Origin of the sequence: Rhodococcus sp. Q (assembly GCF_005503035.1) — a bacterium.
In the GTDB taxonomy this organism is placed as follows: Bacteria; Actinomycetota; Actinomycetes; order Mycobacteriales; family Mycobacteriaceae; genus Rhodococcus_G.
The window spans coordinates 57,046-74,360 of the sequence record NZ_SCOY01000023.1; the positions used below are offsets into that span (position 1 = coordinate 57,046).

Sequence of the window (17,315 nt, forward strand, 5' to 3'; positions counted from 1 at the left end):
CCACTCCGTGTCCGAGTGCGAGCCACCGACGAACGAGATCCCTGTGCGCGTTCCACTCGACCTCGTGCTCAACCGCACCGAAGACCTGATCCTGTGGATGTCCGATGTGCACGTGTACTCGACCGGATTCGTGTTCACGGTCTGCGCCCGCGAACGGGTGGGTGCGGTGGTCCTGGACATGTACGGATTCGGATATCCCTCGTGGGAGGGTTCCAGCGCGCCGCTGCTCGTGGGGATCGAGTACGCGGACGGAACCGTAACCTCCAACCTGCCCTGCGAACGCTTCTCCACCGGGTTGGAGCACAACGGCAGCGCGAGCCAGGTGGGATCAGGGTGGGTTTCGTACTTCCAGCATCCGCTACCGGTGCGTGGACCGGTCCGGATGGTCACCGCGTGGCCGTGGTTCTCGGTGCCGGAGCGGGTCGTCGAGGTCGACGGCCGGCTACTGGCCGAGGCGGCAACGGCGGTCGAGACGCTGTGGCAGGCAATCCCGGAGTCCGAGCCTCCGACCGGTGGTTCGGACAGTCGCGTCCTTCCACTCGACCTGGAGCCGGGCGGCTGGTTCGACACCGTCGCTCGGCCCGCGGCCGAGAGGGATTAGGGGTCGGCGCGTTCCCTGTCGTCGAGTGCCGGGACCGGTTGAGCAGTTTCGGAAGTGTCGCCATCGTGCTGCAAATTGAGGATCACCACGCCGGCGACGATCAGCACCAGTCCCACGATCTTCGCGAGCGACAGTGTCTCCCCGAGCACCAGGACGCCGATCACCGCGACCGTGGCGGTCCCGATGCCGGACCACAGCGCGTACGCCAGGCTCACCGGCAGCGCCCGCAACGCTTGTGCCAGGCACGCGAACGAGGTGACGTATCCGGCGATCACGACGATCGACGGCAGGGGCTTGGTGAACTGGTCGGTGCTGTCGAGGAGGACGGTCGCGGTGATCTCGGACGCGATGGCGACCGCGAGGAACGCCCACGCGCGCCGAAGTTGCGGGCTCATGCGGCACCGCCGAGGTTGAGAGCGACGACGCCGGCGACGACCAGCGCAATACCGAGAATCTTGGACGCGGACCGCGGTTCGTGCAGCACCAGCATTCCGATCGCGGCGATCACCGCCGTGCCGACGCCCGCCCACACCGCGTACGCGACGCCGACGTCGAGGGAGCGCAATGCCTGGGAAAGGCAGTACAGCGCAGCCGAGTACAGCGCGAGAACCGCGACCGTGGGCGCGAGCCGCCGGAACCCGTCGGTGCGCGGAAGCAAGCTGGTGCCCAGCACTTCCGCGCAGATCGCCACCGCCAGGAAGATCCACGCCGTCGTCATCAGGCCAACTTATCCGCCTCGATGTCGGGGCACCGTGGGATGCTCACGCCGAACGTGACAACCGCCGTCTCGGGACCGTGAGGTGCAATCGTGGTGAAGGTCGATTTCCGGAAAGAGATCGAGACATACAGCGCCCGGAAGGGCAGGTTCTCGCTCGTGACGGTCCCCGCGATGCAGTTCCTGATGATCGACGGCCACGGCGACCCGAACACGGCGCAGGAGTACCGCGACGCACTGGAGACGATCTATCCCGTCGCGTACGCGCTCAAGTTCGCCAGCAAGCGGGAGTTGGACCGGGACTACGCCGTGATGCCGCTCGAAGCGCTCTGGTCCGCGACGGACATGGATTCCTTCACCACCGCCCGCGACAAGTCGCAGTGGGACTGGACGCTGATGATCATGACTCCGGACTGGATCACCGGCGAGCACGTCGAGTCGGCGCGCGAGTCGGTGGCCCTCAAAGGCACGGCACCGGCGCTGGGCGCATTGCGGCTCGAAACGTTGGACGAGGGCCTGTGCGTGCAGACACTCCACGTCGGCCCCTACGACGACGAGGCGCCCGTCCTCGACGAGTTGCACCACCGCTTCATTCCGGACAGCGGCCTCCGGATGACCGGCAGGCACCACGAGATCTACCTCGGTGACCCGCGTCGTGCGGCGCCCGAGAAGCTGCGGACGATCCTTCGCCAACCAGTTGCGCAGGCGTGACGGGCCTGCTCACGCGGCATCGGTACGCCGACCGGCACCCGGTTGGGAGCGCCGTTCGGCGCCGCGGGTCGTGTGGCGGGGACCACAGTGATTTTCGTTCTCTAGAATTACCCAGGTGACCAGTGCCGCGCCGCAAGAATCCAGTAACCCCGCCGACGCCCTCCCGAAGAGCTGGGACCCCAGTTCCGTCGAGGAGCAGCTGTACGAGGGCTGGGTAGCGGCCGGGTACTTCGAGGCGGACGCAACCAGCGACAAGCCCGGATACTCGATCGTGCTTCCGCCGCCGAACGTCACCGGCAGCCTCCACATGGGGCACGCACTCGACCACACCCTCATGGACGCGCTGACCCGCCGCAAGCGGATGCAGGGCTTCGAGGTGCTGTGGCTGCCCGGCATGGACCATGCGGGTATCGCGACCCAGACGATCGTCGAGAAGAAGCTCGCGGCCGACGGCGTCGCGAAGGCCGACCTCGGACGGGATGCGTTCATCGAGCGCGTCTGGGACTGGAAGCGTGAGTCGGGCGGCACCATCCAGGGGCAGATGCGACGCATCGGCGACGGCGTCGACTGGTCCCGCGACCGGTTCACCATGGACGAGGGCCTCTCGCGGGCCGTCCAGACCATCTTCAAGCGGATGTACGACGACGGCCTGATCTACCGCGCCGAGCGCCTCGTCAACTGGTCGCCCGTCCTGCAGACCGCGATCTCCGACATCGAGGTCAAGTTCGAGGAGGTCGAGGGCGAGCTCGTCTCGCTGCGCTACGGCTCGCTCAACGACGACGAGCCGCACGTCATCGTCGCCACCACCCGAGTCGAGACGATGCTGGGCGACACCGCCGTCGCCGTCCACCCCGAGGACGAGCGCTACAAGCACCTCGTCGGAACCACTCTCGAGCACCCGTTCACCGGCCGTGCGATCCCGATCATCGCGGATGACTACGTCGACCCCGAGTTCGGTACCGGCGCCGTGAAGATCACGCCCGCGCACGACCCCAACGACTTCGAGATGGGTCTGCGGCACAGCCTGCCCATGCCGACCATCATGGACAAGACCGGCAAGATTGCCGACACCGGAACGCAATTCGACGGCATGGACCGTTTCGAAGCCCGCGTGAAGGTGCGCGAGGCGCTCGCCGAACAGGGGCGCGTCGTCGCCGAGAAGCGCCCGTATCTGCACAGCGTCGGTCACTCCGAGCGCTCCGGCGAGACCATCGAGCCGCGGCTGTCGATGCAGTGGTGGGTCAAGGTCGACGGCCTCGCGAAGGCCGCGGGTGACGCGATCCGCAACGGGGAGACCACCATTCACCCCGCCAGCCAGGAACCGCGCTGGTTCGCGTGGGTGGACCACATGCACGACTGGTGCATCTCCCGGCAGCTGTGGTGGGGTCACCGCATCCCGATCTGGTACGGCCCGAACGGCGAGGTCCAGTGCTTCGGTCCCGACGAGACCGCGCCGGAGGGCTGGGAGCAGGACCCCGACGTCCTCGACACCTGGTTCTCGTCCGGCCTGTGGCCGTTCTCGACGATGGGCTGGCCCGAGAAGACGCCCGAACTCGAGAAGTTCTACCCCACAAGCGTTCTCGTCACCGGCTACGACATCCTGTTCTTCTGGGTCGCGCGGATGATGATGTTCGGCACCTACGTGTCCCAGGACGCCGGCCTCGGGCCCGTCCCGTTCACGGACCTGTTCCTGCACGGCCTGGTCCGCGACCAGTTCGGCAAGAAGATGTCGAAGTCCCGCGGAAACGGCATCGACCCCCTCGACTGGGTGGATCGCTTCGGCGCCGACGCGCTTCGCTTCACCCTCGCGCGCGGCGCCAACCCGGGCAGCGACCTCGCCGTCGGTGAGGACCATGCGCAGTCGTCCCGCAATTTCGCGAACAAGCTGTTCAACGCGACCAAGTTCGCGCTGATGAACGGCGCCGTCGTTGCGGACCTGCCCGATCGCGCGCAGCTCACCGACGCCGACCGCTGGATCCTGGACCGCCTCGAGCAGGTCCGCGCCGAGGTCGACGACGCCTTCGACCGCTACGAGTTCTCCAAGGCGTGCGAGGCGCTGTACCACTTCGCGTGGGACGAGGTGTGTGACTGGTACCTCGAGCTCGCGAAGCCGCAGCTCGCCGAAGGCAGCGTGCACGCCGATGGGACCAAGGCCGTCCTCGGCACCGTCCTCGACGCACTCCTGCGCCTGCTGCACCCGGTGATCCCGTTCGTCACCGAGACGCTGTGGAAGGTGCTCACCGGCGGTGAGTCCGTCGTGATCGCATCCTGGCCCACCGCGACCGGCGTTCCCACCGACACCGACTCCGCCCGCCGCATCGCGGACCTGCAGAAACTGGTCACCGAGATCCGCCGCTTCCGCAGCGACCAGGGCCTCAAGCCGTCTCAGAAGGTGGCTGCACGGCTCGCTGGAATCGACGCCGCCGACGTGCAGGCCCAGGTCGCGGCAGCGACGTCGCTGGCGAAGCTCACCGAGCCCGACGCCGACTTCGCCGCCACCGCTTCGATCGAGGTGCGACTGAGCCGCGCCACCGTGACCGTCGAACTCGACACGTCCGGCACCGTCGACGTCGCTGCAGAGCGCAAGCGCCTGGAGAAGGATCTCGCGGCCGCGGAGAAGGAACTCGCCGGTACCACCGCGAAGCTCGGCAACGAGGCGTTCCTCGCCAAGGCCCCCGACGCGGTCGTCGACAAGATCAAGGGTCGCCTGCAGGTGGCGCAGGAGGAGATCACCCGCATCACGGCACGACTCGGCGAACTGGGGCAGGCGTGAGCGAGGAGCACGCGGAGCGGCCTGGGGTTCCGTCCCCGGTCGATCTCGCCGAACTCGCGCTCGTCGAGGCAGAACTCGACAAGCGCTGGCCCGAGACGAAGATCGAACCGTCCCTCACCCGGATCGCGGCCCTGATGGATCTGCTCGGCTCGCCGCAGCAGGCCTATCCGGCGATCCACGTGGCGGGCACCAACGGCAAGACGTCCGTGACGCGGATGATCGACGCCCTGCTCTCCCGACTGCACCGTCGGGTGGGCCGCACCACCAGCCCGCACCTGCAGCTCGCGACCGAGCGGATCAGCATCGACGGTGCCCCGATCTCGCCGCGCACCTACGTCGACACCTACAACGAGCTCGCGCCCTACATCCAGATGGTGGACACGCAGTCGCAGGCCGCGGGCGGTCCGGCGATGAGCAAGTTCGAGGTGCTCACCGCGATGGCGTTCGCTGCGTTCGCGGAGGCGCCCGTCGACGTCGGCGTCATCGAGGTCGGGCTCGGAGGCCGTTGGGACGCAACGAACGTCGTCGACGGTCAGGTCGCGGTCATCACCCCGATCAGCCTCGACCACGCCGAGTACCTCGGCACGGACCTCGCTGCGATCGCCGCGGAGAAGGCCGGAATCATCAAGAAGGCACCCGATTCCCTGGTCCCGCGGGACACCGTCGCGATCATCGCGCAGCAGGAGCCCGAGGTGATGGACGTCCTGCTGCGGCGCGCCGTCGACGCGGACGCCGCGGTCGCGCGCGAGGGTTCCGAGTTCACGGTTCTCGCACGGCAGATCGCCGTCGGTGGCCAGCAGCTCGAACTGCAGGGTCTCGGTGGTGTGTACACCGACATCTTCCTGCCGCTGCACGGCGAACACCAGGCGCGCAACGCCTCTCTCGCGCTCGCAGCGGTCGAGGCGTTCTTCGGGGCAGGCCCGGACAAGCAGCTCGACGTCGACGCCGTCCGAGGCGCGTTCGCGTCGCTCGCCAACCCGGGTCGGCTCGAACGCGTCCGCAGCGCGCCGACGGTGTTCCTCGACGCCGCCCACAACCCCGACGGCGCCCGCGCACTCGCCGCCGCACTCGCCGCGGAGTTCGACTTCCGCAAGCTCGTCGGTGTCGTTGCGGTGCTGAGTGACAAGGATGCCGACGGCATTCTCACGGCACTCGAACCCGTCTTCGACGAGATCGTCGTGACCACCAACGGATCGCCGCGTGCGATGGACGTCGAGCAGCTCGCCGACGCCGCAGTCGCCAGGTTCGGCGACGAGCGGGTCGTGGTCGCGCAGACGCTGCCCGACGCGATCGAGACCGCGATCGCGCTGGCCGAGGAGGTCGGTGAGCCGGGGGAGGCCATCTCCGGCGCAGGCGTCGTGGTCACCGGATCCGTCGTCACCGCGGGCGAGGCCCGCACCCTGTTCGGAAAGGACCCCGCGTGACCACGCCCGACCAGCCAGCCCAGTTCAAGCCGCCGACCGTCGACCCGTGGAAGGGTTTCCGCGGAGTCTGCTCCGGCACCCTGATCCTCGAGGCGATCGTCGTCTTCCTCGGCATCCCCGCCGTTGCGAAGCTCGGCACGGGAATCAGCACCGTCGAGATCCTGTACCTGACCGCACTCGGCGTGGTGATGATTCTCGCGTGCGGAGTCCAGTCGAAGCCGTGGGGAATGGGCCTGAATCTCGCACTGCAGGTCGGGATGATCGCCGCCTGGGTCATCCACCCCGCGATCGGTGCACTCGGACTGCTGTTCGCCGCCGTCTGGGCGTACCTGCTGTATCTCCGCAAGGACATCGAGGCACGGATCGAGCGGGGACTGCTGCGCGGTCAGCGTGACTGACCCGTTTGCAGGGCACGCGAGACCGACCCGTTAGGCTGTCCGCCCGTGACTGAGCGCACCCTGGTACTGATCAAGCCCGACGGCGTTGCCCGCAACCTCATCGGAGACATTCTCGCGCGAGTCGAGCGCAAGGGTCTGACCGTCGCCGCACTGGAAATGCGGATCGCCGACGCAGACGTTGCAGGCAAGCACTACGCCGAACACGCCGAACGCCCCTTCTACCCGGGACTGCTCGAGTTCATCACCTCGGGACCGCTGGTCGCCGCGGTGGTCGAGGGTCACCGCGCGATCGCGGCCTTCCGTCAGATCGCAGGTGGAACGGATCCCGTGGAGAAGGCCGTCCCCGGCACGATCCGCGGCGACTTCGCCCTCGACGGTCAGCAGAATCTGGTACACGGATCCGACTCCACGGAATCGGCCGAGCGCGAGATCGCGCTCTGGTTCCCGAACCTCGCACACTCCTGATTCACCCCCTTCCTTCCCGCACCGCACCGCACCCTCACCGAACTCGGTGAGGGTGCGGTGCGGCGTTGGCGCAGTGTGCCCGGCGCGTATGGGATACTGACACTGGTCAACCCGCGCACGGTTCGTCCCTGCCCGCCGGAACAGTTCGGGCGGCACCGACGATCGGGTGCGGTCAGACCGGATGACACCACGGCTCGATGTCCGCATCGCTGCTGCCAGGTGGAGGAAATCCCTCCCGGGCCGCACGCTGGATGATCAGGCGCACGGGACGCGGAGTTCAGCCTGCCAGGCCCCACACGAGTTCGACGTGACCGATGCGATCACCGAGAACGGCGCGGGGCGAGACCAGACGGACTCACACCCCGGTGTGAGCACACACAGACAGTGCCCTCGAGTGGCCGCGCACTCCGACAGGTGGACGCGCCCGGGGGCCCGAGGAGACTTACGTGGCCGATCAAGCGCCGCACGAAACTTCACAGTCCACCACTCCGGCGTTCCCGGAGAAGATGCGAGTCCACGCGCTCGCGAAGATCTTGGGGCTGACCAGCAAGCAGGTTCTTGCGAAGGTCGCCGACTTCGGCATCGAACTGCGTAGCGCGCAATCCAGCATCGATCGCGCCCTCGCGGAGCGCGTCCACTCGGCGCTGCACGGGCCCGCCGCGTCGGACGAGCCCGCTTCGGCTCCTGGTGACGAGGCACCCGTGGCCGCACCCGCCGCCGAGTCGGCCCCGGAGTCCCTCCACGCGCCGGCGGATCTGATCGCGGAAGCGCAGATCCCGGAGCAGGGTGGGCTGTTCACCCACGCCGAATCGCAGGAGGTTGCCGCAGCACCGGCCGAGGTGCCGGTGTTCCAGGCACCCCTGTTCCTGCAGCCCGAGACGACGGAGGCGCCGCAGCGTCGCAGGCGTGCCCGCCGTGAGGCCGCCGCACCCGACGAGGACGCCCCGATCGAGGTGACCACCGGTCCCGCGGCGCCCACCAGCGAGGAGACCGCCGACCGCGACCAGGCCGCGGAGAAGGCCACCGAGGACACGACCACCGGCGGCGAGGCTGCCGACCACGCCGACGACGAGTCGGAAGGCCAGGGCCGGCGTCGTCGTCGCGGGCGCCGCGGGCGCGGACGTGGACGCGGGGAATCCGAGTCCACGGGCGAGGCCACCGAGACCTCCGACGAACAGGCATCCGAGAAGCAGGCGCCGGAAACCGAGAGCGGTGCGGAACCGGCCGAGAAGACGTCGACCGACGCCGGCTCCGCCGCGGGTACGACCGCCGAGGAAGGCGACACCGAGGCCGGTGGCGCCGAAGGCAAGGACACAGACGACACCGAGGACTCGGAGGGCGGAACCAGCCGTCGCCGTCGTCGCCGTCGCCGCCGCAAGGGCAGCGACGCCGCCGACAGCACCGAGGACGACGGCGTCACCACCGTCGTGCACGAACGCGAACCCCGCACCAAGGCTCGCGCAGTCAAGGACGAGGTGCAGGGCATCTCCGGGTCGACACGGCTCGAGGCCAAGAGGCAGCGGCGCCGCGACGGCCGTGACGCGGGGCGTCGTCGTCCGCCGATCCTCACCGAGTCCGAGTTCCTCGCGCGCCGCGAGGCCGTCGACCGCGTCATGGTGGTCCGCGAGAAGAGCGGTCAGGCCCATCCCGACGGACTGACCCAGGTCGCGGTCCTCGAGGACGACATCCTGGTCGAGCACTTCGTCACCACGTCGGCGTCCGCGTCGATGGTCGGCAACGTCTACCTCGGCCGCGTGCAGAACGTGCTCCCGTCGATGGAGGCTGCGTTCATCGACATCGGCCGTGGCCGTAACGGCGTCCTCTACGCCGGTGAGGTCAACTGGGAGGCAGCGGGCCTCGGCGGCAACAGCCGCAAGATCGAACAGGCGCTCAAGCCCGGCGACCAGGTGCTCGTGCAGGTGTCGAAGGACCCGGTCGGCCACAAGGGTGCCCGCCTGACCACGCAGATCTCGCTGGCCGGCCGCTTCCTGGTGTACGTGCCGGGCGGTACGTCCACCGGCATCAGCCGCAAGCTGCCCGACACCGAGCGCAAGCGGCTCAAGGAGATCCTGCGCGATGTCGTGCCGCCGGAGGCCGGCGTCATCATCCGCACGGCAGCCGAGGGCGTCAGCGAGGAGGAACTCGCTCGCGACGTGCAGCGTCTGCAGTCGCAGTGGGCGGAGATCGAAGAGCACGCGGCAGCCGCGGACAAGGGCAAGTCGGGTAACCCGAAGGCCCTGTACGAGGAGCCGGACCTGCTCGTGAAGGTCGTCCGTGACCTGTTCAACGAGGACTTCTCCAAGATCGTCATCGAGGGCGAGAAGTCCTGGTCGACGGTGGAGAACTACATTCGGACCGTTGCTCCGGACCTGCTGCCGCGTGTCGAGCGCTACGAACCGCAGGCAGGCGGACCCGACGTGTTCGCCGTCCGGCGGATCGACGAGCAACTGTCCAAGGCGCTGGACCGCAAGGTGTGGCTGCCGTCCGGCGGCACCCTCGTCATCGACCGGACCGAGGCCATGACGGTCGTCGACGTCAACACCGGCAAGTTCACCGGTGCGGGCGGCAACCTCGAGGAGACGGTCACCCGTAACAACCTCGAGGCCGCCGAGGAGATCGTCCGCCAGATGCGTCTGCGCGACATCGGCGGAATGATCGTCGTCGACTTCATCGACATGGTCCTCGAATCGAACCGGGATCTCGTGCTGCGCCGGCTCACGGAGTCGCTCGGCCGGGACCGTACGCGGCACCAGGTCTCCGAGGTCACCTCCCTCGGCCTGGTCCAGATGACCCGTAAGAAGCTCGGAACCGGACTGGTCGAGGCGTTCTCCACCACGTGTGAGCATTGCCACGGCCGCGGCATCATCGTCCACGCCGACCCGGTCGAGGTTCGCGGCGGCGACGACGGCGCTGCACGGACACAGAGCAAGGGTGAATCCGGCAGCAGGCGCAAGCGTGGCCGCGACAAGTCGACCCAGCCCGAGCAGGCGCAGCCGCAGCCGCAGCAGCAGCCCGCCGCGGAGAAGAACGGTCACGCGGAGGTCGACGCGAGCACCAAGCGCGCTCATCCTGTCGCGCTCGCCATGGCCGCTCATCACCACGAGGACGAAGCGCACGAGCAGGCCGACGCGGTCGCGTCCGTGACTGCCGATGTCGTAGCCGAGCCTGCCGCCGAAGCGGCCGCAGTGGTCGCGACAGAGGCCGCGGTCGACGCGGACGAGGCGACACCTGGCGAAGCGGAAGCACAGGTCGCCGACGCGGCACCCGCCGAGCCGGTCCAGGCCGCAGACAGCGTCGAGGTCGTCGCGGCCGAACCCGAGCCGGAGCCTGCCGCTGCGCCGGCACGGGGACGCAGGCGTTCCCGTCGGGCGTCGCGAGCAACGGCCGCACCCGAGCACGTGGAGGGCGCGGACGAGGGCACCGTCGTCGTGGTTGCGAAGTCGGACGACGTGGCCGTGCCCGAGCCTGCAGCCGCCTCGGCACCGGAACCGGTCGTCGTGGCCGGCGACGGTGCCGGTGATGCGGAAGCGCAGTCGGTCGCACCGAAACGGCGTCCGCGTAGGCGTGCCGCGGGCAGGCCCGCGGGACCTCCGATCGAAGGCTGATCGGTCGACCGGTCGAGGTGCCGGGATGTGACGTGGCCGGGGCGGTTTGACCCTGCCAATCGCTATCCCGTAATCTTGACCGGTCGCTACTCGGCGACAAAGCTCTGCTGCGCCCGCAAGGGCGCCGGAGGGGCCGAGGAAGCAAAGTACACAAGACCAGTCGCGCGACCTCCGCGCGAGCACGTTCGAAGTAGCAAGGGGTAGCCGTCCGATGGCAACGTACGCGATCGTCAAGACCGGCGGAAAGCAGTACAAGGTCGCTGTTGGTGACCTTGTCAAGGTCGAGAAGATCGAGGGTGAGCCCGGCGCTGCTGTCTCGCTGACCCCGGTCCTCGTCGTCGACGGATCCGAGCTGACCACCGACGCCGACAAGCTGGCCAAGGTTGAGGTCACCGGTGAGGTCGTCGAGCACACCAAGGGCCCGAAGATCCGCATCCACAAGTTCAAGAACAAGACCGGCTACCACAAGCGGCAGGGCCACCGTCAGAAGCTGACGGTCCTCAAGGTCACCGGCATCAAGTAACTCGATCTCTTCGAGAACACTTCGTAGAACCGAGCTTTAGAAACCCTGAGGAGGGTCCGTCATGGCACATAAGAAGGGTGCATCCAGCTCGCGCAACGGTCGCGATTCGAATGCCCAGCGACTCGGCGTGAAGCGCTTCGGCGGTCAGGCCGTCAGCGCGGGCGAGATCCTGGTCCGTCAGCGCGGCACGCACTTCCACCCCGGCGTCAACGTCGGCCGTGGCGGCGACGACACGCTGTTCGCCCTCGCTGCCGGTGCCGTCGAATTCGGCACCAAGCGTGGACGCAAGACCGTGAACATCGTTCCGGCTGCCGCAGAGGCCTGAGTCTGCTGCGCAACGCGCTTCCAGAGGGGGCGGGCCAGGGTCACACACCCGGCTCGCCCCTTTTGCTTTTCACCGACTGACAGGAAGGAATCCGGCAGTCATGTCTCGGTTCATCGATCGTGTGGTGCTGCACGTCAGCGCAGGCAAGGGCGGCAACGGCTGCGCCTCCGTGCATCGCGAGAAGTTCAAGCCACTCGGTGGACCGGACGGAGGCAACGGAGGTCGTGGCGGTGACGTCGTCCTCGTCGTCGACTCGAACGTGCACACCCTGCTGGATTTCCACTTCCATCCCCGTGCCAAGGCCACCAGTGGCAGGCAGGGTGAGGGCGGCAACCGGGAGGGCGCCAACGGGTCCGACCTGATCCTGCGCGTCCCCGACGGCACCGTCGTGCTCGACAAGGACGGCCAGATCCTCGCCGACATGATCGGCGCCGGAACCAAGTACATCGCCGCCCAGGGTGGCCGCGGCGGCCTCGGCAACGCCGCACTGTCGTCGAAGGCGCGCAAGGCACCGGGCTTCGCGCTCCTCGGCGAGGAGGGCGTCGAGCGAGACCTGGTTCTCGAACTCAAGTCGGTCGCCGATGTCGGCCTCGTCGGGTTTCCGTCCGCGGGCAAGTCGTCGCTCGTGTCCGTGCTCTCGGCGGCCAAGCCGAAGATCGCCGACTACCCCTTCACGACGCTGCAGCCGAACCTCGGCGTCGTCTCCAGCGGTGACACCACCTTCACCGTCGCCGACGTGCCCGGCCTGATTCCCGGAGCCAGCGCCGGCCGCGGACTCGGCTTGGACTTCCTGCGTCACCTCGAACGGTGCGCGGTGCTCGCGCACGTCGTCGACTGCGCGACTCTCGAATCCGATCGCGACCCCGTTTCCGACGTCGACGCGCTCGAAGCGGAGTTGGCCGCCTACAAGCCCGCACTGTCGGGTGACGTGAGCCTCGGCGACCTGGCCGACCGGCCGCGCATCGTCATCCTGAACAAGGCCGATGTCCCCGACGCCGCCGAACTCGCCGAGATGGTGACGCCGGAGTTCGAGTCCCGCGGCTGGCCCGTGTTCACCATCTCGGCGGTGAGCCGGGAAGGCTTGCGTCCCTTGACCTTCGCGCTGGCGAAGATGGTCGAGGAGTACCGGACCGCGCATCCGCCCGCCGCGCCGAAGCGTCAGGTCATCCGGCCCATCGCCGTCGACGAGACCGGGTTCAGCATCATCGCCGACCCGGAGACCCCCGGCGGGTTCATCGTCCGCGGCACCCGGCCCGAACGCTGGATCCGCCAGACCGCGTTCGACAACGACGAGGCCGTCGGCTATCTCGCGGACCGCCTCGCTCGGCTCGGTGTCGAGGACAAGCTGGTCAAGATGGGTGCCGAACCGGGTTGCTCCGTGACGATCGGCGACGTCAGCTTCGAATGGGAGCCGCAGACCCCGGCCGGCGTCGACCTCACACGCACCGGACGCGGCACCGACGCCCGACTCGATCAGGTCGAGCGGATCGGTGCGCACGAGCGCAAGCATGCCCACCGGGTACGCCGCGGACTCGAGGCAGAAGACCCCGAGAACCAGTGACGGAGTCCGTGACACGCACCGAGATCGCGACCGCTCGCAGCATCGTCGTCAAGATCGGTTCCTCGGCACTCACGAGCCTCCATGCAGGACTGGACCGCGGGAAGCTCGACGCGCTCGCCGATGCCATCGAGGCGCGGATGCGTGCGGGGACCGACGTCGTCGTGGTGTCGTCCGGTGCGGTCGGCGCGGGCATCGCCCCCCTCGGGCTGTCCAAGCGGCCGCGCGACCTGGCGACCAAGCAGGCAGCCGCCAGCGTCGGGCAACTGGCGCTGGCCCACGCTTGGGGCACGTCGTTCCACCGGTACGGCAGGACCGTCGGTCAGGTGTTGCTCACCGCCGACGACATCGCCCGCCGCACCCAGTACCGCAACGCACAGCGCACCCTCGACCGGTTACGCGCGCTTCACGCCGTCGCCGTCGTCAACGAGAACGACACCGTCGCGACCGCGGAACTGCGGTTCGGCGACAACGATCGGCTCGCTGCGATGGTCGCGCATCTCGTCAGCGCCGACGCGCTGATCCTGCTGTCCGATGTCGACGGGCTGTACGACGGTGATCCGCGCAAGGGTGCGGCGACGCTGATCCCCGAGGTCACGAGCCCCGAGGACCTCGACGGCGTCGTCGCCGGGTCCGGTGGCGCGCTCGGCACCGGCGGTATGGCGTCGAAGCTGTCCGCGGCGCGTCTGGCCGCCGACTCGGGGGTGCCGGTGCTGCTGGCCGCGGCGAGCGACGCGGCCCGGGCGCTCTCCCGTGCCGATGTCGGCACCGCGTTCGCCGCCCGGCCGGCACGCCTCTCGGCACGCAAGTTCTGGGTCCGGCACGCCGCCGACACCCAAGGCGAACTGCACCTCGACAGCGGCGCGGTGCGCGCCGTCGTCGACGGGCGACGGTCATTGCTGCCCGCGGGTATCACCGCGACCAGCGGCCGGTTCCACGGCGGGGACGTAGTGTCCCTGTCCGGGCCGGACGGCGTCCCCGTGGCGCGGGGAGTCGTGGCGTACGACGCCGCGGAACTCGACGAGATGCTCGGCCGGTCCACGACGGAACTGCCGTCCGACATGCAGCGTCCCGTCGTCCACGCCGACGACCTCGTCCGCCTCTGACCCGGAGAATCGGGTTCAGTCGCGTTTCGGCTCGTCCTGCGGACGCTCCACGACGGTGGGGGGGCCGCCGGGGTGGGGTGCGCCTCCTTCGTTCAACCAGTCCGCGATTTCCGCCGCGTCTTCCCGGGTGACAGGCCTGCGTTTGCGAAACAGTGACTTGGCCCTGTCGATGAACTTCGGCATCCGCCAAGTCTAGTCAGGGCCCGGTAGCGGTGCACGCCTCCATGACTCGCCGGAGATCGGTCAGCGTTTCGGAGCAGCCGGCGTCGAGGGTGAGGGCCGCGTATGTGTCTCCCCGGGTGGCGCCGCGGTTGACGATCGCGACGGGGATGCCCAGCTTCGCCGCGCGGCGGACGAAACGCAGCCCCGACATCACGGTCAGCGACGAGCCGAGCACCAGCAGTACATCGGCGGACTCAACCATCGCGAACGCGGCGTCGACACGGTCACGGGGAACCGATTCCCCGAAATACACGATGTCGGGCTTGAGGATGCCTCCGCAGTACTCGCAGTCGACCACACGGAAATGCGCGGTGTCCTCGATGACGGCATCGGCGTCCGGGGCGATCTCGACGCCCGTTGCGGCGACGACTGATTCGGCGAATCCCGGATTGGCTGCTTCCAGACGTTCGGCCAGCGCGATACGAGAAGTCCGACGCTCGCAGCCCATGCACCGAACCTGGAGGTAGCTGCCGTGCAGGTCGATGACCGCCCGGCTACCCGCCTTGGTGTGCAGCAGGTCGACGTTCTGGGTGAGGACGCCGCGCACCGTCCCGGATCGCTCGAGTGCGGCCAGCGCCCGATGTCCGGCATTGGGCCGGGTGGCATCCATGTGCCGCCAGCCGAGGTGGTTACGGGCCCAGTAGTGCCGCCGGAAATCGGAATCGCCCATGAACTGCTGATACGTCATCGGGTTGCGCGGCGGTGAGTCGGGACCGCGGTAGTCGGGGATTCCGGAATCGGTCGACATGCCCGCACCGGTGAGCGCGACCACGGAGCGCCTGGATACGAGCGCCGCAAGGTCCGACTCCGCGGTCAGGGTGGTCGCGATGGTCACCGATCCAGAGTAGCCCGGGTGCGTGCGGCGGCGCCGATCTCACTCCAGGGTCTGTGGCGGACGGTACGGATTGCGTTGTTGCACGTCGAGAACACCGAGCACCGCGACCACGGTGGTGGTGATTGCCGCTACGGCAGCCAGTGCTGCTGCTGTTGCCACGATCCGTGCGGACGTCGCACCGACTCCCTGACGCATGTGTTCCTCTTCTGCCCGATGCGGGCGTTTCTTCGTGACCACCCGGTGCGGGCGGACGGTGTGATCAGTAGCCAGCGAGTGGATCGATTCGCGCGAGGAGCGGTTCACCCGCGACGAACCGGGAGACGTTGGCGGCGACGTGGTCAGCGTAGGCCTGAGGCCGGACCGCCGGCGGATTCGAACAGTGCGGTGTGACAATCGCATTCGGCAAGGTCCAGAGCGGGTGGCCGTCCGGCAGCGGCTCCGGTTCGGTGACGTCGAGTCCGGCGCCGCCGATGGTTCCGTCGCGAAGGGCGGCGACGAGCGCATCGGTGTCGACGAGTGAACCGCGGGCCACGTTGACCACCCAGGACCGCGGGCCCAACCGTCGCAGTTCGTCGGCGCCGACGAGATGCCTGGTGTCGGCTGTCGCGGGGGCCGCGATCACGACGTGGTCCACGAGGCTCCACATCTCCTCCGTGCGATGAGCGGGCAGGGTCACATCCGCACCGGGAACCTCCGTGCCCGAACGATTCACCGCGACAACCGTGGCGCCGACGGCGGTGAGCATCGGGATGAGGGCCCGCCCGATGCCGCCCGCTCCGAGGATGCCGACCCGTGCCCCGCGCAGGGTGCCGACCCGGCCGAAGAACTCCTCCTGGCGCCACGTCGTCGCGGTGATCTGGTCGGGCAGCGACCGCACGCCCGCGAGCAGCAGGGTGAGTGCGTGTTCGGCGACCGTCGCGGCGAAAGCTCCTGCCGCGGAGGTCCATTCCACGTCGGAATGACGCGCGATGATGCCCGAGTCGAACCACTCCTCGACGCCTGCCGAGAACAGTTGGACCCAGCGCACCCCATCGGGAAGCGAGTCGGGGAACTGGTCCGGCCCCGCGTTCCACACCAGTGCCCGCGCGCCCTCGAGCGGCGACACGACCGCGCCGCCGCGGACGACGGCCTCCTCCAGCAGGGGAGTCGTGTGCGGTCCGAGGGCGACGGGCACAGGCGTCATCTGTGAACTCCTGATGTGGTCAGTTGGCGACTTCGACGAGCGGGTACACCCCATTCTCGTCGTGTACCTCCCGGCCGGTGACGGGCGGGTTGAAGACGCACAGCATCCGCATCTCGGTGACGGGTTCGACGCGGTGCCGTTCGTGGCCGTCGAGCAGGTACATGGTGCCGGGCCGCAACTGGTGCACCTCCCCGTTGTCGAGGTCGGTGAGGATGCCGTCGCCTTCGATCAGCCACACCGCTTCGACGTGATTGGCATAGTGGAACTCGTTGACCGAGCCCGCGGCGATGGTGGTCTCGTGGAACGAGAATCCGACGCCGTCGCCCGCGAGGACGATGCGTTTGGATCGCCAGTTGCCGTCGGTGCTGGTGATGTCGCGGTCAGTGTCGGTGATCTCGTCGGTGGTCCGCACGATCATTGTCGAAACTCCTTCTCAGGCACACACTTTGGCGGTTGCCTCGGCGAGAACGCTCAGGCCGTGGTCCAGCTCGTCGTTCGTGATGGTGAGCGGGGGAAGCAGTTTCACGACCTCGTCCGAGGGCCCGGACGTCTCGGCTAGCAGACCCTCGTCGTAGGCGAGTCCGCACACCTTCACCGCATTGCCCGGATCGTCGAACACGAGGCCCTGGACCATGCCGCGGCCCCGGGTGCTGACACCGTCGAACGAGTCGGACAGGTTCGCGAAGATCTCCGCGATGCGCTTGCCCTTCGACAAGGTGGACAGTTGCAGCAGGTCGTCGGTCCAGTACTGCTCGAGTGCGGCGGTGGCGGTGACGAAGGCGGGGTTGTTGCCGCGGAAGGTGCCGTTGTGTTCGCCGGGGGTCCAGACGTCGAGTTCGGGTTTGAAGAGGGTCAGGGCCATGGGGAGGCC

19 protein-coding genes are annotated in these 17,315 nt (G+C 68.5%); 11 read left to right on the top strand and 8 right to left on the bottom strand.

The window, feature by feature from the left end:
- Window positions 1-43: 43 nt before the first annotated feature.
- On the top strand, window positions 44-601 hold the full coding sequence (locus FFS72_RS19205) for a hypothetical protein (RefSeq protein WP_137875418.1): 558 nt from the start codon (window positions 44-46) through the stop codon (window positions 599-601).
- Here the strand turns inward: FFS72_RS19205 and FFS72_RS19210 are convergent.
- Window positions 598-996, bottom strand: a complete 399-nt coding sequence (locus FFS72_RS19210) for a DMT family transporter (RefSeq protein WP_137875419.1) — start codon at window positions 994-996, stop codon at window positions 598-600. The two genes, FFS72_RS19205 and FFS72_RS19210, sit on opposite strands and share 4 nt — an antisense overlap.
- The gene (locus tag FFS72_RS19215) at window positions 993-1,319 is read right to left on the bottom strand and encodes a DMT family transporter (RefSeq protein ID WP_137875420.1); all 327 of its coding nucleotides are present in this window, start codon (window positions 1,317-1,319) and stop codon (window positions 993-995) included. The genes FFS72_RS19210 and FFS72_RS19215 overlap by 4 nt, the downstream gene beginning before the upstream one ends.
- A 93-nt stretch (window positions 1,320-1,412) precedes the next feature.
- Between FFS72_RS19215 and FFS72_RS19220 the strand changes: the two genes are divergently transcribed.
- From FFS72_RS19220 to proB, 10 genes are all read left to right on the top strand, one after another.
- Window positions 1,413-2,027, top strand: coding sequence for a GyrI-like domain-containing protein (locus tag FFS72_RS19220; RefSeq protein WP_137875437.1), 615 nt, complete (start codon window positions 1,413-1,415; stop codon window positions 2,025-2,027).
- 115 nt (window positions 2,028-2,142) lie between these two features.
- The gene (locus FFS72_RS19225; RefSeq protein ID WP_137875421.1) at window positions 2,143-4,800 is read left to right on the top strand and encodes a valine--tRNA ligase; all 2,658 of its coding nucleotides are present in this window, start codon (window positions 2,143-2,145) and stop codon (window positions 4,798-4,800) included.
- On the top strand, window positions 4,797-6,224 hold the full coding sequence (gene folC / locus FFS72_RS19230; protein ID WP_137875422.1) for a bifunctional tetrahydrofolate synthase/dihydrofolate synthase: 1,428 nt from the start codon (window positions 4,797-4,799) through the stop codon (window positions 6,222-6,224). Before FFS72_RS19225 ends, folC begins: the two co-directional genes overlap by 4 nt.
- On the top strand, window positions 6,221-6,622 hold the full coding sequence (locus FFS72_RS19235) for a DUF4233 domain-containing protein (RefSeq protein WP_050062767.1): 402 nt from the start codon (window positions 6,221-6,223) through the stop codon (window positions 6,620-6,622). Before folC ends, FFS72_RS19235 begins: the two co-directional genes overlap by 4 nt.
- A gap of 45 nt (window positions 6,623-6,667) precedes the next feature.
- Entirely contained in the window at window positions 6,668-7,087 is a 420-nt protein-coding gene (ndk, locus tag FFS72_RS19240; protein WP_050062768.1) for a nucleoside-diphosphate kinase, read from the top strand.
- 446 nt (window positions 7,088-7,533) lie between these two features.
- On the top strand, window positions 7,534-10,692 hold the full coding sequence (locus FFS72_RS19245) for a translation initiation factor IF-2 N-terminal domain-containing protein (RefSeq protein WP_137875423.1): 3,159 nt from the start codon (window positions 7,534-7,536) through the stop codon (window positions 10,690-10,692).
- A 211-nt stretch (window positions 10,693-10,903) separates the two neighbouring features.
- Window positions 10,904-11,215 carry a 50S ribosomal protein L21 gene (rplU, locus tag FFS72_RS19250; RefSeq protein ID WP_007532013.1) on the top strand — a complete coding sequence of 104 codons (312 nt, stop codon included), beginning with the start codon at window positions 10,904-10,906 and terminating at the stop codon, window positions 11,213-11,215.
- Between the two features lie 61 nt (window positions 11,216-11,276).
- Window positions 11,277-11,540 carry a 50S ribosomal protein L27 gene (gene rpmA, locus FFS72_RS19255; RefSeq protein ID WP_007532011.1) on the top strand — a complete coding sequence of 88 codons (264 nt, stop codon included), beginning with the start codon at window positions 11,277-11,279 and terminating at the stop codon, window positions 11,538-11,540.
- Window positions 11,541-11,640: 100 nt separating this feature from the next.
- Window positions 11,641-13,101 (top strand): GTPase ObgE, encoded by a 1,461-nt coding sequence (obgE, locus tag FFS72_RS19260; RefSeq protein ID WP_137875424.1) that lies wholly within the window; start codon window positions 11,641-11,643, stop codon window positions 13,099-13,101.
- A complete protein-coding gene (gene proB / locus FFS72_RS19265; protein WP_137875425.1) occupies window positions 13,098-14,204 on the top strand; it encodes a glutamate 5-kinase in 1,107 nt (368 codons plus the stop codon). Before obgE ends, proB begins: the two co-directional genes overlap by 4 nt.
- Window positions 14,205-14,219: 15 nt before the next feature.
- Here the strand turns inward: proB and FFS72_RS26530 are convergent, their stop codons facing one another.
- The 6 genes from FFS72_RS26530 to FFS72_RS19285 form a co-directional block, all read right to left on the bottom strand.
- Window positions 14,220-14,387: a hypothetical protein gene (locus FFS72_RS26530; RefSeq protein WP_171018744.1), complete on the bottom strand. Its 168-nt coding sequence runs from the start codon at window positions 14,385-14,387 to the stop codon at window positions 14,220-14,222.
- Between the two features lie 13 nt (window positions 14,388-14,400).
- Window positions 14,401-15,243, bottom strand: coding sequence for an NAD-dependent protein deacetylase (locus FFS72_RS19270; RefSeq protein WP_249353409.1), 843 nt, complete (start codon window positions 15,241-15,243; stop codon window positions 14,401-14,403).
- 57 nt (window positions 15,244-15,300) lie between these two features.
- The gene (locus FFS72_RS26535; protein ID WP_171018745.1) at window positions 15,301-15,456 is read right to left on the bottom strand and encodes a hypothetical protein; all 156 of its coding nucleotides are present in this window, start codon (window positions 15,454-15,456) and stop codon (window positions 15,301-15,303) included.
- 64 nt (window positions 15,457-15,520) lie between these two features.
- Window positions 15,521-16,444, bottom strand: coding sequence for a D-isomer specific 2-hydroxyacid dehydrogenase family protein (locus FFS72_RS19275; protein ID WP_137875427.1), 924 nt, complete (start codon window positions 16,442-16,444; stop codon window positions 15,521-15,523).
- Between the two features lie 19 nt (window positions 16,445-16,463).
- Window positions 16,464-16,862, bottom strand: a complete 399-nt coding sequence (locus FFS72_RS19280) for an ectoine synthase (RefSeq protein WP_137875428.1) — start codon at window positions 16,860-16,862, stop codon at window positions 16,464-16,466.
- A 15-nt stretch (window positions 16,863-16,877) separates the two neighbouring features.
- The coding region (locus tag FFS72_RS19285) for an aminotransferase class III-fold pyridoxal phosphate-dependent enzyme (RefSeq protein ID WP_137875429.1) at window positions 16,878-17,315 on the bottom strand (438 nt) is incomplete at its 5' end.

Coding starts and splice junctions, on each gene's coding strand:
- FFS72_RS19210 (WP_137875419.1), bottom strand. CDS start 996: ATGAGCCCGCAACTTCGGCGCGCGTGGGCGTTCCTCGCGGTCGCCATC.
- FFS72_RS19215 (WP_137875420.1), bottom strand. CDS start 1,319: ATGACGACGGCGTGGATCTTCCTGGCGGTGGCGATCTGCGCGGAAGTG.
- rplU (WP_007532013.1), top strand. CDS start 10,904: ATGGCAACGTACGCGATCGTCAAGACCGGCGGAAAGCAGTACAAGGTC.
- rpmA (WP_007532011.1), top strand. CDS start 11,277: ATGGCACATAAGAAGGGTGCATCCAGCTCGCGCAACGGTCGCGATTCG.
- obgE (WP_137875424.1), top strand. CDS start 11,641: ATGTCTCGGTTCATCGATCGTGTGGTGCTGCACGTCAGCGCAGGCAAG.
- FFS72_RS26530 (WP_171018744.1), bottom strand. CDS start 14,387: ATGCCGAAGTTCATCGACAGGGCCAAGTCACTGTTTCGCAAACGCAGG.
- FFS72_RS26535 (WP_171018745.1), bottom strand. CDS start 15,456: ATGCGTCAGGGAGTCGGTGCGACGTCCGCACGGATCGTGGCAACAGCA.
- FFS72_RS19275 (WP_137875427.1), bottom strand. CDS start 16,444: ATGACGCCTGTGCCCGTCGCCCTCGGACCGCACACGACTCCCCTGCTG.
- FFS72_RS19280 (WP_137875428.1), bottom strand. CDS start 16,862: ATGATCGTGCGGACCACCGACGAGATCACCGACACTGACCGCGACATC.